The organism is Halobacillus sp., from assembly GCF_049282395.1.
Lineage (GTDB): Bacteria > Bacillota > Bacilli > Bacillales > Halobacillaceae > Halobacillus.
Window position 1 is genome coordinate 1 of sequence record NZ_JBAPTY010000110.1, and the last position, 16,033, is coordinate 16,033.

18 protein-coding genes and 11 tRNA genes are annotated in these 16,033 nt (G+C 42.6%); 2 read left to right on the forward strand and 27 right to left on the reverse strand.

Annotation, left to right across the window (positions count from 1 at the left end; all coding sequences use genetic code 11):
- Positions 1-6: 6 nt before the first annotated feature.
- The 12 genes from WAM07_RS05220 to WAM07_RS05275 form a co-directional block, all read right to left on the reverse strand.
- Positions 7-80, reverse strand: a tRNA-Gly gene (locus WAM07_RS05220).
- Positions 81-113: 33 nt separating this feature from the next.
- Positions 114-190 (reverse strand) — tRNA-Pro (locus WAM07_RS05225).
- A 5-nt stretch (positions 191-195) separates the two neighbouring features.
- Positions 196-272, reverse strand: a tRNA-Arg gene (locus WAM07_RS05230).
- A gap of 73 nt (positions 273-345) precedes the next feature.
- A tRNA-Leu gene (locus WAM07_RS05235) sits at positions 346-429 on the reverse strand.
- 43 nt (positions 430-472) lie between these two features.
- Positions 473-554 (reverse strand) — tRNA-Leu (locus tag WAM07_RS05240).
- Positions 555-563: 9 nt separating this feature from the next.
- Positions 564-639, reverse strand: a tRNA-Lys gene (locus tag WAM07_RS05245).
- Between the two features lie 252 nt (positions 640-891).
- Positions 892-966 (reverse strand) — tRNA-Gln (locus tag WAM07_RS05250).
- 10 nt (positions 967-976) lie between these two features.
- A tRNA-Asp gene (locus tag WAM07_RS05255) sits at positions 977-1,053 on the reverse strand.
- Between the two features lie 14 nt (positions 1,054-1,067).
- Positions 1,068-1,139, reverse strand: a tRNA-Glu gene (locus tag WAM07_RS05260).
- Positions 1,140-1,155: 16 nt separating this feature from the next.
- A tRNA-Ser gene (locus tag WAM07_RS05265) sits at positions 1,156-1,246 on the reverse strand.
- 4 nt (positions 1,247-1,250) lie between these two features.
- Positions 1,251-1,325: transfer RNA gene (locus tag WAM07_RS05270), tRNA-Asn, on the reverse strand.
- A gap of 196 nt (positions 1,326-1,521) precedes the next feature.
- A complete protein-coding gene (locus WAM07_RS05275; protein WP_422165360.1) occupies positions 1,522-1,977 on the reverse strand; it encodes a SprT family protein in 456 nt (151 codons plus the stop codon).
- 76 nt (positions 1,978-2,053) lie between these two features.
- Between WAM07_RS05275 and cmpA the strand changes: the two genes are divergently transcribed.
- Positions 2,054-2,164, forward strand: a complete 111-nt coding sequence (gene cmpA, locus WAM07_RS05280) for a cortex morphogenetic protein CmpA (RefSeq protein ID WP_087946026.1) — start codon at positions 2,054-2,056, stop codon at positions 2,162-2,164.
- 47 nt (positions 2,165-2,211) lie between these two features.
- Here the strand turns inward: cmpA and WAM07_RS05285 are convergent, their stop codons facing one another.
- From WAM07_RS05285 to acpS, 15 genes are all read right to left on the reverse strand, one after another.
- On the reverse strand, positions 2,212-4,353 hold the full coding sequence (locus WAM07_RS05285; RefSeq protein ID WP_422165382.1) for a Tex family protein: 2,142 nt from the start codon (positions 4,351-4,353) through the stop codon (positions 2,212-2,214).
- A 168-nt stretch (positions 4,354-4,521) separates the two neighbouring features.
- A complete protein-coding gene (locus WAM07_RS05290) occupies positions 4,522-5,118 on the reverse strand; it encodes a PP2C family serine/threonine-protein phosphatase (RefSeq protein ID WP_422165362.1) in 597 nt (198 codons plus the stop codon).
- Positions 5,118-5,897: an RNA polymerase sigma factor SigB gene (gene sigB, locus WAM07_RS05295; protein WP_014641682.1), complete on the reverse strand. Its 780-nt coding sequence runs from the start codon at positions 5,895-5,897 to the stop codon at positions 5,118-5,120. The genes WAM07_RS05290 and sigB overlap by 1 nt, the downstream gene beginning before the upstream one ends.
- The gene (rsbW, locus tag WAM07_RS05300; protein WP_014641681.1) at positions 5,869-6,345 is read right to left on the reverse strand and encodes an anti-sigma B factor RsbW; all 477 of its coding nucleotides are present in this window, start codon (positions 6,343-6,345) and stop codon (positions 5,869-5,871) included. The genes sigB and rsbW overlap by 29 nt, the downstream gene beginning before the upstream one ends.
- On the reverse strand, positions 6,345-6,677 hold the full coding sequence (locus WAM07_RS05305; protein ID WP_422165365.1) for an STAS domain-containing protein: 333 nt from the start codon (positions 6,675-6,677) through the stop codon (positions 6,345-6,347). Before WAM07_RS05305 ends, rsbW begins: the two co-directional genes overlap by 1 nt.
- Positions 6,678-6,742: 65 nt before the next feature.
- Entirely contained in the window at positions 6,743-7,753 is a 1,011-nt protein-coding gene (locus WAM07_RS05310) for a PP2C family protein-serine/threonine phosphatase (RefSeq protein WP_422165367.1), read from the reverse strand.
- Positions 7,754-7,767: 14 nt separating this feature from the next.
- The gene (locus WAM07_RS05315; protein ID WP_422165369.1) at positions 7,768-8,169 is read right to left on the reverse strand and encodes an anti-sigma regulatory factor; all 402 of its coding nucleotides are present in this window, start codon (positions 8,167-8,169) and stop codon (positions 7,768-7,770) included.
- A 3-nt stretch (positions 8,170-8,172) separates the two neighbouring features.
- Positions 8,173-8,529, reverse strand: a complete 357-nt coding sequence (locus tag WAM07_RS05320) for an STAS domain-containing protein (RefSeq protein WP_014641677.1) — start codon at positions 8,527-8,529, stop codon at positions 8,173-8,175.
- Positions 8,530-8,534: 5 nt separating this feature from the next.
- Positions 8,535-9,404, reverse strand: a complete 870-nt coding sequence (locus WAM07_RS05325) for an RsbT co-antagonist protein RsbRA (RefSeq protein WP_224895952.1) — start codon at positions 9,402-9,404, stop codon at positions 8,535-8,537.
- A 257-nt stretch (positions 9,405-9,661) separates the two neighbouring features.
- Positions 9,662-10,012, reverse strand: a complete 351-nt coding sequence (locus tag WAM07_RS05330; protein ID WP_014641675.1) for a type II toxin-antitoxin system PemK/MazF family toxin — start codon at positions 10,010-10,012, stop codon at positions 9,662-9,664.
- Positions 10,013-10,017: 5 nt separating this feature from the next.
- On the reverse strand, positions 10,018-10,299 hold the full coding sequence (locus tag WAM07_RS05335) for a CopG family ribbon-helix-helix protein (protein WP_014641674.1): 282 nt from the start codon (positions 10,297-10,299) through the stop codon (positions 10,018-10,020).
- Between the two features lie 161 nt (positions 10,300-10,460).
- Entirely contained in the window at positions 10,461-11,618 is a 1,158-nt protein-coding gene (alr, locus tag WAM07_RS05340; protein WP_422165372.1) for an alanine racemase, read from the reverse strand.
- A gap of 123 nt (positions 11,619-11,741) precedes the next feature.
- Complete coding sequence (locus tag WAM07_RS05345; protein WP_422165374.1) at positions 11,742-12,761, reverse strand: LolA family protein; 1,020 nt, start codon at positions 12,759-12,761, stop codon at positions 11,742-11,744.
- 42 nt (positions 12,762-12,803) lie between these two features.
- The gene (locus WAM07_RS05350) at positions 12,804-14,333 is read right to left on the reverse strand and encodes an NAD(P)H-hydrate dehydratase (protein WP_422165376.1); all 1,530 of its coding nucleotides are present in this window, start codon (positions 14,331-14,333) and stop codon (positions 12,804-12,806) included.
- A 71-nt stretch (positions 14,334-14,404) separates the two neighbouring features.
- Positions 14,405-14,761, reverse strand: coding sequence for a holo-ACP synthase (acpS, locus tag WAM07_RS05355; protein ID WP_422165378.1), 357 nt, complete (start codon positions 14,759-14,761; stop codon positions 14,405-14,407).
- 128 nt (positions 14,762-14,889) lie between these two features.
- Between acpS and WAM07_RS05360 the strand changes: the two genes are divergently transcribed.
- Positions 14,890-15,660, forward strand: coding sequence for a rhomboid family intramembrane serine protease (locus WAM07_RS05360; RefSeq protein ID WP_422165380.1), 771 nt, complete (start codon positions 14,890-14,892; stop codon positions 15,658-15,660).
- Positions 15,661-16,033: the final 373 nt, after the last annotated feature.

Below are 16,033 nucleotides of genomic sequence, written 5' to 3' on the forward strand. Positions count from 1 at the left end.
AAATAATGGAGCGGGTGAAGGGAATCGAACCCTCATCATCAGCTTGGAAGGCTGAGGTTTTACCACTAAACTACACCCGCAATATATAATTATTAAATGTAAGAGTTGCTCGATGGTCGGGAAGACAGGATTCGAACCTGCGACCCCTTGGTCCCAAACCAAGTGCTCTACCAAGCTGAGCTACTTCCCGTATAATGGTGCGCCCGAGAGGAGTCGAACCCCTAGCCTTCTGATCCGTAGTCAGACGCTCTATCCAATTGAGCTACGGGCGCTTATCAAAAAAGCGACATTTATTAATGTAACATGCTTTCCGGTTTAACGCAAGGGTTTTTTGAAAAAACTTAGTGCGGCCGAGAGGACTTGAACCTCCACGGGGTTGCCCCCACTAGGCCCTCAACCTAGCGCGTCTGCCGATTCCGCCACGACCGCAAGTTGTAAAGACAATCCGCTGCTGATCATGGTGATTGGAAAGTGCGGGTGGAGGGACTTGAACCCCCACGCCGTGAAGCACTAGATCCTAAATCTAGCGTGTCTGCCAATTCCACCACACCCGCGTTAATAAATGGTGAGCCATGAAGGATTCGAACCTTCGACCCTCTGATTAAAAGTCAGATGCTCTACCAACTGAGCTAATGGCTCGCAATGTTAATTAGGATCTCATTACTAGTTCGAAATATGCTCGTGGTGTTGCAAGTTTACTCGAAGAAGTCTCACTCCTCGCAAGCCTGCGAAGGTGGCAGTTCAAGTAGTTGGCTTGCTCTACCAACTGAACTAATCGTTCGTAATGTTATCAATCTAGTTTCTAATGAAAAATCAAGGAGCTTTTTTAAAAGCACAAGGACTATCATATAACGTCCAATGCATTTTGTCAACTCATTTTTCAAAAGAAAATGGCTGGGCCAGCTGGATTCGAACCAGCGCATGACGGTACCAAAAACCGTTGCCTTACCGCTTGGCTATGGCCCAAACATTAAAGTGGCGGTCCGGACGGGACTCGAACCCGCGACCTCCTGCGTGACAGGCAGGCATTCTAACCAACTGAACTACCGGACCTATGTATTAAAAAGTGACCCGTACGGGATTCGAACCCGTGTTACCGCCGTGAAAGGGCGGTGTCTTAACCACTTGACCAACGGGCCAACACATAATAAGTAATGGCGGAGAAGGAGGGATTTGAACCCTCGCGCCGCTTGCGCGACCTACACCCTTAGCAGGGGCGCCTCTTCAGCCACTTGAGTACTTCTCCATAATGGCTCCAACGGTAGGATTCGAACCTACGACCGATCGGTTAACAGCCGATTGCTCTACCACTGAGCTACGTTGGAATAATGAAAAACATTGAATTTGTTTGCTTGTCCTAAAAACAACTTCGCTATCAGCGACGTTTTATATAATATAATATCCAACTGATAATGTCAAACCCTTTTCCACAAAAAATTTGTTTCTTTTTCTTGTTTCGGGGGTTGTTTTGTTAAGGCTTATTTAATTTAACACGCACTTAATAATCCGTCAATGGATTTTTCACTTCTTTTTAAGTTTTCCCCTGCATTTTCCGCAGCCATACCTTTTCGTATTTACTCTTCTCTTTCTCGTATATTCCCGACCGCATGAGGTGCACATATAATAATGTAACTCTGCCTGCTTCTGCTTTTGAGATGGCAAGGCTTCACAGAACCTTGGAGAGTTCGTGGTTTTCAGAAGTTCTTTAAAATCACGGTCCCCGTGCTTGTATCCTTTACCCTCGATATGCAAATGATAATGACAAAGCTCATGTTTAATGATGCCCTTAAACTCTTCCTCTCCCAGTTCTTCCAAATACTTAGGGTTTAGTTCGATCACTCTTTTGGAAGGAATATACCGGCCTCCTGTCGTTCGAAGTCTTGGGTTGAATTCGACGTTATCTACGTAAGGCTTTTGAAAATTGGCAAGTGAAATTTCTTCTGTCCATTGTTGTAATTCTTCATTTGTCAGCTTCATACAGGAACACCTCCCGGCTTTTTAGCATACTTTATCATAAGTCTCAAAAAAGATGAATACAAAGGAGTTGATATTCATGCCCGCATGGCTAAAAAATCAAATGGCGAGAGCTTTCGCCAATAAAGATAAATACCAAATTAAAATGCTGAACCAGTGCTGGTACTATTACCAACATCTCTATAAATAAAAGAATACCCAGAAGGAAAATCTCCTCCCGGGTATCTAGAGCAATTCTTATGATTGTGGCAGCATAGTAAGCGCGATTCGTTGTTTTTGGGTATCTACCTGATCTACCCAGACCGTTACAACATCTCCTACAGAAACAACGTCCATTGGGTGTTTAACAAACTTATTCGAAAGCTTGGAAATATGGACAAGCCCGTCCTGTTTTACTCCTATATCTACAAAAGCCCCAAAATCCACTACGTTTCTAATCGTTCCCTCAAGCTCCATACCTTGTTCTAGATCATCCATAGATAATACATTCGTTTTCAGCAGTGGTTTTGGCAAGTCATCCCTCGGGTCACGTCCAGGCTGAACGAGTGATTTCCTAATGTCCTCAAATGTCATCGTGCCGAGGTCCAGTTCTTCAGCTGTTTGTTTGACATCCATTGCCTTCAGCTTCTCTGCCATTTCTGAGCTGCCTAAATCTTCAACAGTAGCACCGACCATTTTCAAAAGTGAGCGGGCAGAACGATAGCTTTCCGGGTGAATAGGTGTACGATCCAATGGTTCTTTTCCATCCAGAATTCTTAAAAATCCAATACTCTGTTCATACGTCTTGGCCCCAAGCCTTGGAATATCCTTAAGCTCCGAGCGTTTCGTAAATTTCCCGATTTCTTCTCTCTTCTTCACTACATTATTGGCTACAGCTTTACTAAGACCCGATACGTATTGCAGTAAAGAAGAAGAAGCTGTATTAACGTTTACTCCTACCTGGTTAACTACAGTTTCTACCACGAACGTCAATGATTCATTTAATTTCTTCTGAGTGACATCATGCTGGTACTGACCGACTCCAATGGATTTCGGATCAATTTTTACTAGTTCCGCTAATGGGTCCTGAACTCTCCGGGCTATAGATACAGCACTTCTTTCTTCGACTTGCAGATCAGGGAACTCTTCACGTGCTAACTTGGAAGCAGAATACACACTGGCTCCCGCTTCGTTCACGATCATATAAGAAGCATCCAGGTTATGTTTTTGAATCATATCCGCAATGAATTGTTCTGTTTCTCTGGAAGCCGTTCCATTTCCAATCGCCATAAGTTCAATCGGATATTTCTTCATAAACGACAATATTTTTTTCTCTGCTCCGGCCGTATCATTTTTGGGTGCTGTTGGATAAACAACGGCAATATCAAGTACTTTCCCGGTTTCATCAATAACCGCCAATTTGCACCCGGTACGGTAGGCAGGATCCACTCCTAATACAACTTTCCCTTTTAACGGTGGCTGCAGCAACAAACTTCGGAGGTTACTGGAGAACACTTCAATCGCCTGCTCTTCGGCGCTTTCAGAGAGTGAATTCCTGATTTCTCTTTCGATGGAAGGTTGAATTAAGCGCTTATAACTATCCTGAATGGCTTCCGTTAAAATTTCCCGTAGTTTGCCTGAAGTAGAATTCTTGACCACCTTTCTCTCTATGTAACCAACAATGGATTCTTCAGGAGGATGCACTCCTACTTTTAATACGCCTTCCTTCTCCCCGCGATTTAACGCTAAGATACGGTGGGAAACGATCGATCTTACAGGTTCCTGGTATTCGTAGTACATTTCGAATATATTTTTTTCATCCTTATCTGCGTTTTTATCAGATGATTGTATCGTCCCTTTTTGAAAGGTCTGTTTCCTTATTTGATCCCGGTAGGCTGGGTCATCCGAAATCCATTCGGCAATAATATCATTCACACCAGCTTCTACCTCTTCTTCACTTTCCATTTCGTGTTCTTCAGAAAAGTAGGATAGCGCTTCTTTAGAGAAGTTCATATCTTTTTGCTCCCACACTCGCAAAGCAAGAGGTTCCAAACCTTTGTCCTTCGCAATCGTAGCTCTTGTTCTTCGCTTCTGCTTATAAGGGCGATATAGGTCCTCAACTTTTTGAAGCTGAGTCGCTTGCTGAATTTCTTTACGCAATTCTTCAGTTAATTTATCCTGCTCATCGATTAACCGAATGACTTCTTCTTTTCTTTGCGTCAGATTTTTTACATAACTCCACTGATCTTCTATTGTTTTAATCTGTACTTCATCTAATCCACCCGTCAATTCTTTTCTATAGCGGGCAATGAAAGGCACGGTATTTCCTTCATTCAGTAATTCTATAACTTGCTTAACCGATGATTCCTTGATACTGGTCTGTTGAGCTACCATGCTCATCAACTCAGGCTTCTGCTCTATTTCACTCAAAAAAAGTCCTCCTTCACAAACCTCTACTCTGTATTGTATCAAATTCTTGGATGGTCCGTCAGAAGAACGCGAAATCATCCTTCCTCTTTTTTAGCTATTGAAAAAGGCCTTATTCTCTTTTAGAAAGAATAAGGCCTTTTATACATACTCCATGGCAATTAAAGTGGTATCATCTTCTCTGGCTTGTCCATAAAGTTCTTTATATTGATCAGTAATATCGTTCACATTATTCGTGGAGATATATTTAGATGTTAATCGACGGTCATTTACTCCATCCGAAAAAAGCATAAAGATCATACCTGCGCTGATCTCTCCCCTGGATACTCTTAACTTACGAGAGAATCCGGCTAAATAACCTGCCAATGGAATATTGCGATGTCTTCTGCCATCTGGTTCAATGATAATGACTCCAATATTCCCAATGGAAGAGTATGAATATGTTTTAGCAGTAAAGTCTATTCTAAGTATGCCAAGAACGACTCCTCGTTTACCTACTAACACTTCATTACATTTACGAACCAGGGCTTCAATAGTTAAATCCGTGTGTTCTTCAATGACATTCATAACGGCTTTAGAAGATTCATGAGCCATTTCTCCACTTCCCAATCCATCAGCTAAAGCACATATGAAAGCATCTTCCGTTTCTTTATAAAAGTAACTATCTCCGCAATAGTAGTTGCCTCTTTTCGCTTTTTGATAAATCGATAGACGGACATGCTTGTACTGTTCTTCCACTAGAAGGCCTCTACCGATTCAGCTTGCAAGGCTTCCCTTAGTTTGCGAAGAGCTCGTCGTTGAAGACGAGAAACGTGCATCTGGGAAATCCCCAGTTTTTCTCCTGTATCCTTTTGGCTCATATTCTCAAAGTACGTGCACTGAAGAATTTCCTGTTCCCGTTCACTTAGAATTGGAAGGACTTTCTCGAGAAGCATCTGCTGATCAATTTGAGAATATCCATCTTCCTGATTGCCGATAAGGTCAAGGATCGTTACCGTACTTCCATCAGAATCCGCTTCAATTTTACGATCAACAGATAAAGCTTTGTAGCTTTTACCCATTTCCATCGTTTCGAGGACATCCTCTTCTGAAACTTCCAGGTGGTCCGCTATTTCAATAACGGACGGGGACCGCTGAAGAGTGTTGGTGAGTTCTTCGGCCGCTTTTTTAATTTTAGGGCCAAGCTCTTTAATACGACGGGGAACATGTACACTCCACGTTTTGTCACGGATAAATCGTTTAATCTCTCCGATGATCGTAGGGATAGCAAATGATTCAAAAGACTTTCCAAAAGAAGGATCATACCGGCGAATGGCCGCTAAAAGACCCAGCATACCAACCTGGACCAGGTCTTCATGGATGGTGCTGTTTTTTGAATACTTGCGTGCAATGGATTCCACAAGGTCTTTATAGACAAGAACAATCTTCTCCTGCACTGCTTCATCAGTAGGATGTTCTTGTAAATGCTCTATCCATTCATATACTTCATCATTGTGATGTTGAGATCTGGTCGCCATTCTGACCCACCTCAGCTTCATGGAGATATTTCGTCATTAGTACAATTACTCCATATTTACTATTAATTTCAACTTTATCCATAAGTGCATCGATCAAGAACAAACCGAAGCCACCTTCACGGAGCTCTTCAATATTGTCATCTTGCTTGTAAGGACCGATATCCTGCTTAATATCTCCAAGGTTAAAGCTGCCGCCGTGGTCTGCAACCATTACTTCAAGGCGGTCATCATACACACCAAAACCGATGGTTATTTCTCCTTCACCCGTTTCATTATAGCCGTGTTTAACAGCATTCGTAATGGCTTCAGAAATGGCTACTTTTAAATCTTCAATATCTTCATAGGTAAAACCCATGCGGTTGGCGATACCAGAAATGCTTAAACGTACCACGCCGATATACTCCGCTTTGGCAGGGACCTTTATTTCAACAAAATCAAATGGTTCCATTATTGCATTCCACCTTGTACTGTAGAATCTATATTCATGATCTCTGTAAGACCGGTAATTTTAAACAAGCGGTACACACGCTCCTGCATTTGTACCAATTTCAAATCAGTGTTGTACTCTTTTGTGGATTTTAAGGCGCTTATAAAGACACCGAGACCTGTAGAATCCATGTAATTCACATTCTGCAGATCAACTTCCACAGTCTGACCTTCTTCTTTCGTTAGAGGCAATAGAGCATCCTTTAGCTTCGGTGCCGTAAATGCATCCACCTCTCCCGAAAGTACAACATAAGCGACATTTTCTTTATTCGTAACATCTATCGTTAGGTTCATCTAAAAGTCCTCCTAATATTCCTGTAAAAGTCCATCAAACGGTAAATACCCGTTTCATTTGAGGACTAAACATTTCTTTTTAAAATGATCAGGGTGAAATCATCACGCAGATGAAAGTCCTGAAGACGTTCAAAATGCTTGTACACATTCTCTACCGTTTCCTGAGCCGGCAAATGGGAATATTGTTTGATAACGTGAAGAATTTCTTCCTGCTCAATAAAACGATCTCCCTGCCTGCACTCCGTCACTCCGTCTGTGAGAAGGATAATCATATCGCCCTTTTCCACTTTCTTTTCATACTGAGTGTAGCTTGTTTCCGGCGATACCCCTAGAACAAGTCCAGGCACATCAATTTCCTCGAACTCATCCCGGTCACTATAGTAATAAAAACCAGGCTCATGCCCCGCAGAAGAATAAGAGAAAGTGTGCGTATTAGAATTATAGAGTCCATAAAACATTGTAATGAACATACTCGCATCCACATTTCGTTCAACGACGCGATTCAAACTGCCCAGAATCACGCTTGGATCCATACGCATTTCCGGATAGCTGTCCATTGAATATTTGATCATAGACATACACAAAGCTGCAGGTACCCCTTTTCCGATAACATCCGCAACAGCTATTCCGAGAGAACCTTTGCCATCCTGAACAAAATGGTGGTAATCTCCATTCATCTGTTTAGCAGGTACACTTAAAGCTCCAATGTCTACCTCTTTCAAATCCGGTTTAACAGTAGACAATAAGGTTTTTTGCATATTAGCGGCTACAGAAATTTCGGACTTAAGCTCCAGCTGTTTTTCACGCAGCGATTGATGTTCTTGATAAGCCAGTCCATAAGAAATCATAGTTTCCAAAAGAAAATTCATCGATGCCTGAATGTAATCCGGCATTTCCGGGTATAGTTCCTGTAAGGATTGAATATGCACATTTATAATTTCTTCAGGTGAAATGTTTTGCTGCATAGACTGCTTACTGAACTGCTCTGCCTGATACAGAGCTTGTTCATCTTGTGTTTTGATATATTCCTGTAGAAGTTCTTTATAATTTTCCAGATCAAGCTTCAGTGTACTCATCGTCTAATCCTCCTTTAACGGAGCCATTTAATGACTGTAATTTCAGTCCCTTGTCCTTCTTCGGATGTAATATCGAAATCGTCCATTAGACGCTTCACACCCGGAAGGCCTGCACCGAGCCCGCCAGATGTAGAAAAACCGTCTTCCATCACCTGACTGAGCTCTTTAATACCAGGACCACTGTCTATGGCCAGAATCCTGATTCCTTTTTGATTCATATCTTCAAGAGTTTCAAAGCAGACTTTACCTGTTCCAGCATACAAATAAATATTCCTTGCTAACTCTGATATAGCAGTGGCAATCCGCGCCTGATCGACTGTGCCAAACCCAATTTTTCTGGCAATGTCCCGACCAAGTTGACGTGCCCCTACAATGTCCCACTCCTTTTTTATATTCACACAGGATTGGAAGTCCATGGGCTACTCCTCCAGTTCCTGACGAAGTTTAATCAATCCTTGTTCTAAATCTAAAGCAGTAGGGACATCCTGCAAGTGTATCCCTAAATCAATCAGAGTCATAGCCACAGCTGGCTGAATACCCGTAAGTACCACTTTGGCACCCATTAAATCGGACATCGTGACCACATCTCCAAGGACTTTCGCGATGAATGAATCAATGATGTCAACGGAAGTTAAATCGATGACCACACCGGAAGCACCGCTTTCATGAATTTTACTTAACAAATCTTCTTGAAATTGTATAGCTGTCTGATCATCCAAATCGATTTGAATGGAGATCAGTAAATAGTTGTGTAATTTTAATATAGGAATTCTCAATTTGTTCACTCCCTGTCTAGCGAATCGATTAATCTTTCAATATCTTTATCATTATTCTGAGTTTCTTCTATTCGGCGATTCGTTAATTCGAGTGCTGTTTGGAATCCTTTACGAAGTGAACTTTTTGTTGGGAATTTCCCGAGATCAATTCCTAGATTCACAATCGTTTGAGCAATTTCAGGACGAATGCCCACTAAGATACAACGAGAGCCAATTAAACGGACAGCTTCTGCAGCTTGAATAATATGATGGGCCACCATTGTATCAACGACAGGCACTCCCGTGATATCAATTAAAACAACCTCAGCATTGTGTTTAATAACTCCATCTAGAAGGTTCTCCATAATCTGCTTGGCACGTTCCGTATCAATCGTTCCTATAAGCGGCATAATCGTGATGTTTTCCATGACGGGTATCAATGGGGCTGACAGTTCCTGCAGAGCTACCCGCTGCAAGGATACAATGTGTTCCCAGCTGCCGGAATATTCATTTACTAAACGGTTGATAATCGGGTCCACCCAGTCATCAACTTCTCTTAACACTTTCGAAAAATAATCCGAATCGATTTTTTCGGACTGCTGTAAAATATATCCTGTCACAACACGCCTGAACACCTGCATTCCATCTGTAAGATAGCTAAGCGGCCACCCCAGGTTAATTAATCGTTCCGAAAAATCATCTAAATCTGAAGAAAGACCCTTCTTTTCAATACTGGAAAAAATGACATTCACAAATTCACGGTTTGTACTCTCGAACATTTCTTCAGATATTGTCGATGTATAATCATTCTTCTTGTGAGTATCAATTTCCTCCAGCCACATTTTCACAATATCGTCGCTGTGTTCTAACACGACATTCTTTAATTTCTCGTCCATTATCTAAACCTCCGCCTCGGAACCCTATTCAGTAATCATTAGGACACGCTCTAATAATATTCAGATATAATGTTACCAAAAATCAAGGTAACATCATACTAATACGTTGTGGAAATGAATGCTAAAATAATAAGTTACAAGAATTGTTCATCATATTTCTATTATAAACTACACAATAAAAAAAAATAAAGCTACCTCACGCAGGTAACTTTATCTAAGGAAAAAAATCATCGTTTTTTCCTTATACTCTGTTGTAATCAGAAATCAATTAATCCAAGGCTGATCTGCAACGCTTTGTTGACTTCCAGCATCATTGCGTCATCCAGTTGAGTAATCTTGTCGGTCAAACGCTGTTTATCAATCGTTCTGATTTGTTCCAATAGGATCACAGAATTTCGTTCGAACCCATATTTTTCTGCATTGATTTCTACGTGTGTGGGAAGTTTGGCTTTTTGTATTTGCGCTGTAATTGCAGCTACGATAACTGTAGGGCTAAAACGATTACCGATATCATTTTGAAGGATGAGTACAGGACGAACCCCGCCTTGCTCTGATCCCACTACCGGGGACAAATCAGCGAAATAAACGTCTCCTCGTTTGACTATCACTGGCTTCACACCCCGCCCACTAATTGCTCCAGGGTGTGTTCTGCCTCCTCTTCAGCTTGAAACATTTCTGAAGCGATGTTTAAATTAATTTTCGCCATTTCCATGTAGCCTCTTCGCATGGATTCCCTGACATGACGCTGTTTCTTCTCACGCAAATACATTTTAGTTGCTTGACACATGAAATCGCTCCGATCACTATTTTCGAGTTGAATAAAGCCGTCCACTTCATTGAGTAGGTTATCCGGAATCCGGATGACAATCTCCTGCATGCTATCGGACAAAACCATACACCTCCACCATCTTCTCTCAGAAAGAAAACCAGTCAATAATTCCACTCTAATCTTATCAAAGGGGAGTGTCTATTGCAAAGGCATGTTGGAATTTTTTCGTGAAATGTGCTGTGTTACATCCAAACATAAGGAGGATTGTCTCACACCTGGACCCGTTTTTATAGAGGATTATCTACTTCCACCATATGGCCGTTTTCAAAAAACATTCTCGGAACCCTGTAGCTGATCATACAAGGTATTTCATAATTGATGGTTTCAAGATAATCCGCCACTTCATCCGTGGTAATCTCGTGAGCCCCCTGTTTACCAATTAAGGTAACCTTTGTGCCCAAAGGATATTCCTGATCAAGACGAATCATAAATTGATCCATACAGATCCTTCCAACGATCGGGTGGCGTTTGCCGTCTACCAGCACTTCCATCCCCTGTAATTTTCGTATCCATCCGTCAGCATAACCAAGAGGAACAGTACCAATCCATTCTTCTTTACGGGTATGATAGGTTGCTCCATAACTGACCGCCTCTCCTGCATCCAATTTTTTCACATGAATTAAACGGCTCTGCAGGGAAAAGGCAGGTTTTAAAGCGATCGGACGCTCTTCTTTCACCACGTCTGATGGATATAAGCCGTACATACTAATTCCAAACCGGACAAAGTGCTTCATTCGGTCTGGAAATCTCATACTGGCCGCACTATTCCCTGTATGGATTTCGACGTTTTCCTGCCAAACCCTTTCAAAATGGGAAAATAGATACTCAAACCGCCGTTCCTGTTCTTCGAAATATCCCGTTTCCTCTTCATCCGCCGTCGCGAAATGAGTGAACACCGCTTCTAATTCGAAGCTCGGGTTAATTCGGAAATGATCGAGAATATCATCTATTTCCTTTGTCGTGCGAACTCCGATTCTTCCCATTCCTGTATCCCATTTCATATGCAGCTTCAGCGGTTTTTCAAATTGAAGCAATTGTACTTTTTCCATCCATTCCTTTTGAAAAACGGTTACCGAAATCCTGTATTCTGAAGCAGTTACAGCGTCTTCCGGCCGAGTCCATCCCATTACTAATATAGGTTCTTCTATTCCCGCTTCCCGAAGACGGATTGCTTCATCTAAAAGAGAAACAGCAAGAGCCTTTGCCCCTGACTTCAATGCTTGCTTTGCAACCTGGATATCCCCATGTCCATAAGCATTGGCTTTTACAACCGCATAGATTTCAGTTCCATCCAGAAGACGCCCCTGCAACTGCCGGATATTATAACCAATCTTGGACAGGTCCACTTCCGCCCAGGAATCTCGATAAAAAGTTTCTATTGACACGGGGTCCCCTCCTCTTTCGTTCCATATCTTTCTATTATTGAACGTGCGGGTTCCCCTGTCAATGGCGTTCCTGCAGCAGCAAGTAAAAATAAAAGCAGACCGTTAAGCCTGCTCCTTTCATGGTTATTTCACTGCTGTATTATTAATGGAGCTTGCCACTGAAACCATTTCAGCTTGCGTTAAGTCATTACTTGCCAGCTGATACGTTGTACCATTCTGGCTCCACTCCAGACGATTATTTTCCATCGCTCCAATAACACCATCAGCCAGCTGTACAGGCTCTCCGTTTACCTGCACGGAATATTGGGCACTTGCGGGCTGCACCTCTGCTTTTTCTTGAATAAGAGTAAAACTCTTATCTCCGCCATATGTCATAATAACTCGCTTGCCATCCTCTGTCTTAACTTCCTGCTCTTCAGCAAGATCTGCCCCATAAGTTTCCTGAGGATAAAGAACTTCTGCCATTTCCGTTCCTTCCATACTTGCTACCGGCACTTCAGAAGGAGCCATAGCCATATTCTTATCTACGTCGAAATCTTCTTTCTTCAAGGATTCATCTTTTGCGAAATTAGCAAACTGGACTTCCACCAGAGCATTCATATCCTGATCAAAAACTTTCACCATAACCGGCTGGTAGGACTTTTTATCGAAATAGATCTCCTGATAAGGTAATGTTTTATTGTTCTGATAGTTTGTTTTGGTCTTAAATTTAAAATGATTTTCAGTAGCGCTGAATTCAGCATCTCCATCGGCCTGAATATCTTTCAGTAAAGAAGCATAAAGGTAAGGCTGGCTTGTATTTTGCGGCCACTCACTCTGGAACTTAAAGCTCTTATTCAGGGCCGGGGTTAAGACATAGACGCCGCTGTCATTTTTTAAAATGATCTGACTTCCTTTTTCATCCTGATCATTTTCCAGCTTTACGCGATAGAAATCGTCCTTCTTATGCCAGACTTGGATATGATATTTCTGCTCCTCTTCTCCTGTACGCATCTTCATATTGGCTTCTGTCTTATATCCGGCCATTTCTTCTGATTGTTTTTCGAGCTTCTTCATAACATCTTCTTTTGATTGCGAGCCACAAGCGGTTAACGCTCCAAGAACCAGCATGGTGAACAATATGATGAGAAAACGTCTTTGCATAAGACTCAACTCCTTTGTCTCTACTGAAGGACAAAGGGAACGTTATTCTTTGGATGACGCAGAAAATGTACGAAAGGTATGGGATAAAGCTTCAACCAAATCTGAAGCGAGCAAATCAGTCTTCGAATGTTCCTCCTGAATCAAAAAATCAGCGGTCGAACCATGAAGGACACAGCCATTACTTAAGGCGTCGAGAATATTCTCTGACTGAAGGATCATTCCAAATAGAATACCAGACAGAACGTCTCCACTTCCGCCTTTGGCAAGACCGGCATTACCAGTCATATCGACCCGCTGCTCGCCATCTGGAGCAGTAATAATGGTGTAAGGCCCTTTCAGGACGAGATACACTCCGTAATCAGAAGCGAATTCTCGGCTTATTCGAAAAGGTGATTGCAGGACTTCTTGAATAGATACACCCGCAAGATAAGCAAATTCTCCAGGATGAGGGGTTAAGACCGTAGGCAGGCTCCTGTTTTTCAAAGCATTAAGCATAGGTTTCAGCACATAAAGACCATCTGCATCAATCAATAAAGGACCCTTACATTCTTTAAGCATATGCAATACTAGTCCTGCAGCTTCTTCATGGCGTCCAAGCCCCATACCAATCGCAGCCCCGTCATACTTTGATAATTCAGGGATCGCTTGTCCGGTGATCATTCCTTCTTTCTCTGCCAACCCTGAAAAAGTTGCTTCCTGGACATAAGAAGTAACGGAAGGAATAATACTTTCAGCTGTTGCGATGGTAAGCAGACCCGTCCCACTTCTTAACGCCGCTCTTGCCGCCATAGCAATAGATCCCGGCATAAAATAGGAGCCTCCTGCCATTACACCTTTCCCATGACTGCCTTTATGAGAATGACTTACTCGTTTGGGCAAAGTCTGCTTAACGTCCTCCACACTCCATAAATACCGCTTAACTTCCGGAAGTTTTTTTACAGGAAGTCCAATTTCAACGACGCTCCACTCTCCGTAATAAGGGCTGGTGTGCTGCAGAAAAACACTGATTTTCGGAGCTGCGATAATGGTCGTGTAGTCGGCATTGAATGCATCAAAATCGTCTACACCTTCTCCGGCTGGTAGACCTGTCGGGAGATCAATGGCTAGTCTAAGCGCTTTATGCTCATTTGCTTTTTCAACAATTTCGGCTAAAGGGGACCTCAGACGTCCTTCTACACCAATCCCAAGCATCGCATCAATAATCACGGCTGCCTGGTATAGGGAAGGCAGGAATTCTTCCATACGGGAAAATTTCTTCAGCTCAAACCCTGAGTTTTCAAAAATATTCCGATGGGCTTCTGCGTTCCCTGAGATTTTTTCATCAGGAACGACCTGCCAGGCTTCCACCTTGTAACCTCTGTTCAAAAGCGTGCGCGCAATGACGAAACCGTCTCCGCCATTATTTCCGGCTCCTATGAGCACAATAATCTGATCTTCACGCTTAATTCTAGACTCCAAATCATCAGCTGCCGCACGACCGGCACTCTCCATTAACATCTTTCCATCAATCCCAGTGGACTCAATAGCCACCTGATCCCTTTCGTACATTTCTTGTGCGGTTACAATATCCAAAAAGTTCCCTCCTACCCGCATTACAATGTTATGAGACAAACTATGTAAATATGTCAGATCTATTACCGCTCTTATCTCTCTTCTAACACCACTTGAGCAACAGCGTGCGTAGTGCTGTGGCTGATCGACAACCATATGTGCAGATTTTCAAAACCCTGAACCTTCATAGACGGGGCTCCTTTGCCAACAGATAAAACTTCAATATGCTGAAAACTCAAAGAACCAATACCTGTCCCCAGGGATTTAGCCAAGGCTTCTTTAGCGGCAAATCGTCCGGCTGCATATTCAATCTGCCGTCGTTCATTCAAATCTTTAAAACGCTGGTACTCTCGCTCCGTTAAAATTCTTTGAATAAGTCGAGGCTTTCGCTTTATACTTTGTTTAATACGATCCATTTCAATGATGTCAATTCCAATACCTCTGATCACATAAGATCTTCCTTTTCAACTGAAGTAGTAACAGTATACCCGAATTTTATGCCGATAAAAATGGATATGAGATTCCCGGCCCGTCATAGTATGATAGTGGGAACGCAACTAAAAGGAGAATAGCCCCTATGTTTGTCAGAACAGAAAGCTTCAAAGAATTTCTCAAATTCTATCCCATTGTTTCCACACTTGTTGGTATTCATCTCTTGTTGTGGATATTAATCGACTTTCTCCAATTCGGTTTCGCGCTGGACCTCCTCCGCTTTGGAATTGGAGTTAACGTCTTAATCCTGGAAGGAGAATATTGGCGGCTTGTCACCCCAATTTTTCTGCATGCAGGGTTTGCTCATGCATTATTTAATTCCTTTTCACTTGTCTTATTTGGCCCGGCCCTTGAACAGATTCTTGGTAAGTTTAAATTTATCTTTATGTATTTGTTCGCAGGGATCGTAGGGAATCTTGGAACTTTCATTGTAAATCCAGACGCTTATTACCAGCATTTAGGAGCTTCCGGTGCCATCTTTGGAATTTTTGGCGTCTACGTCTTTATGGTGCTTTTCCGCAAGCACCTAATCGATCAGGCCAACTCACAGATCGTCATGGTTATTTTTATATTAGGTTTATTCATGACATTTACACGACCTAATATCAATGTGCTCGGCCATTTATTTGGATTGATTGGCGGGTTCGCCATTGCTCCCACCATTCTCCGAAATGCAAGACCATTTTCGATTTGGCAGCAGCGCACCCGTACTTCAACTCAGTCAAGCGGAGATATTTCTTTTAATCCTAATCGCTGGAAGAAGCGGCGGTTCCCTTGGAAAAAATACGGCGGTTACGCATTCTGGTTTGTGATTATTTTTCTTGTAGCAGTAGCCCTGTTCAGTCGAGTACTATAAATGATGACTGTTTTCTTAATCATAAAGCCTCTCCTGACTAAGGAGAGGCTTTTTTACTATGATCCTTTAACTTTTTGCTTGTGCCAGATAAGCTCCCGATACTGGAAGACTTGATTTCGAGACATTAGTTGAGCAGAAGGTCCTCCCGGCGACGATTTCGCTTTCCGGCCCTGCACGACGCAGGGTCGTTCGACGTTGCCACAGGACGTGGCGCGACCTTAGTCGAACATCCCTTGTGCTGAGTCACCTCGAGCAAGCTCTGCGGGGTCTCACCGATCATGTTCATCCCGCAGGAGTCTGCATCGCCCCCCCCTCTGGAACTTGCGAAATAGAGAGCTCGAAATCCACTTCGAAGATGCCTGCTCAACAAAGA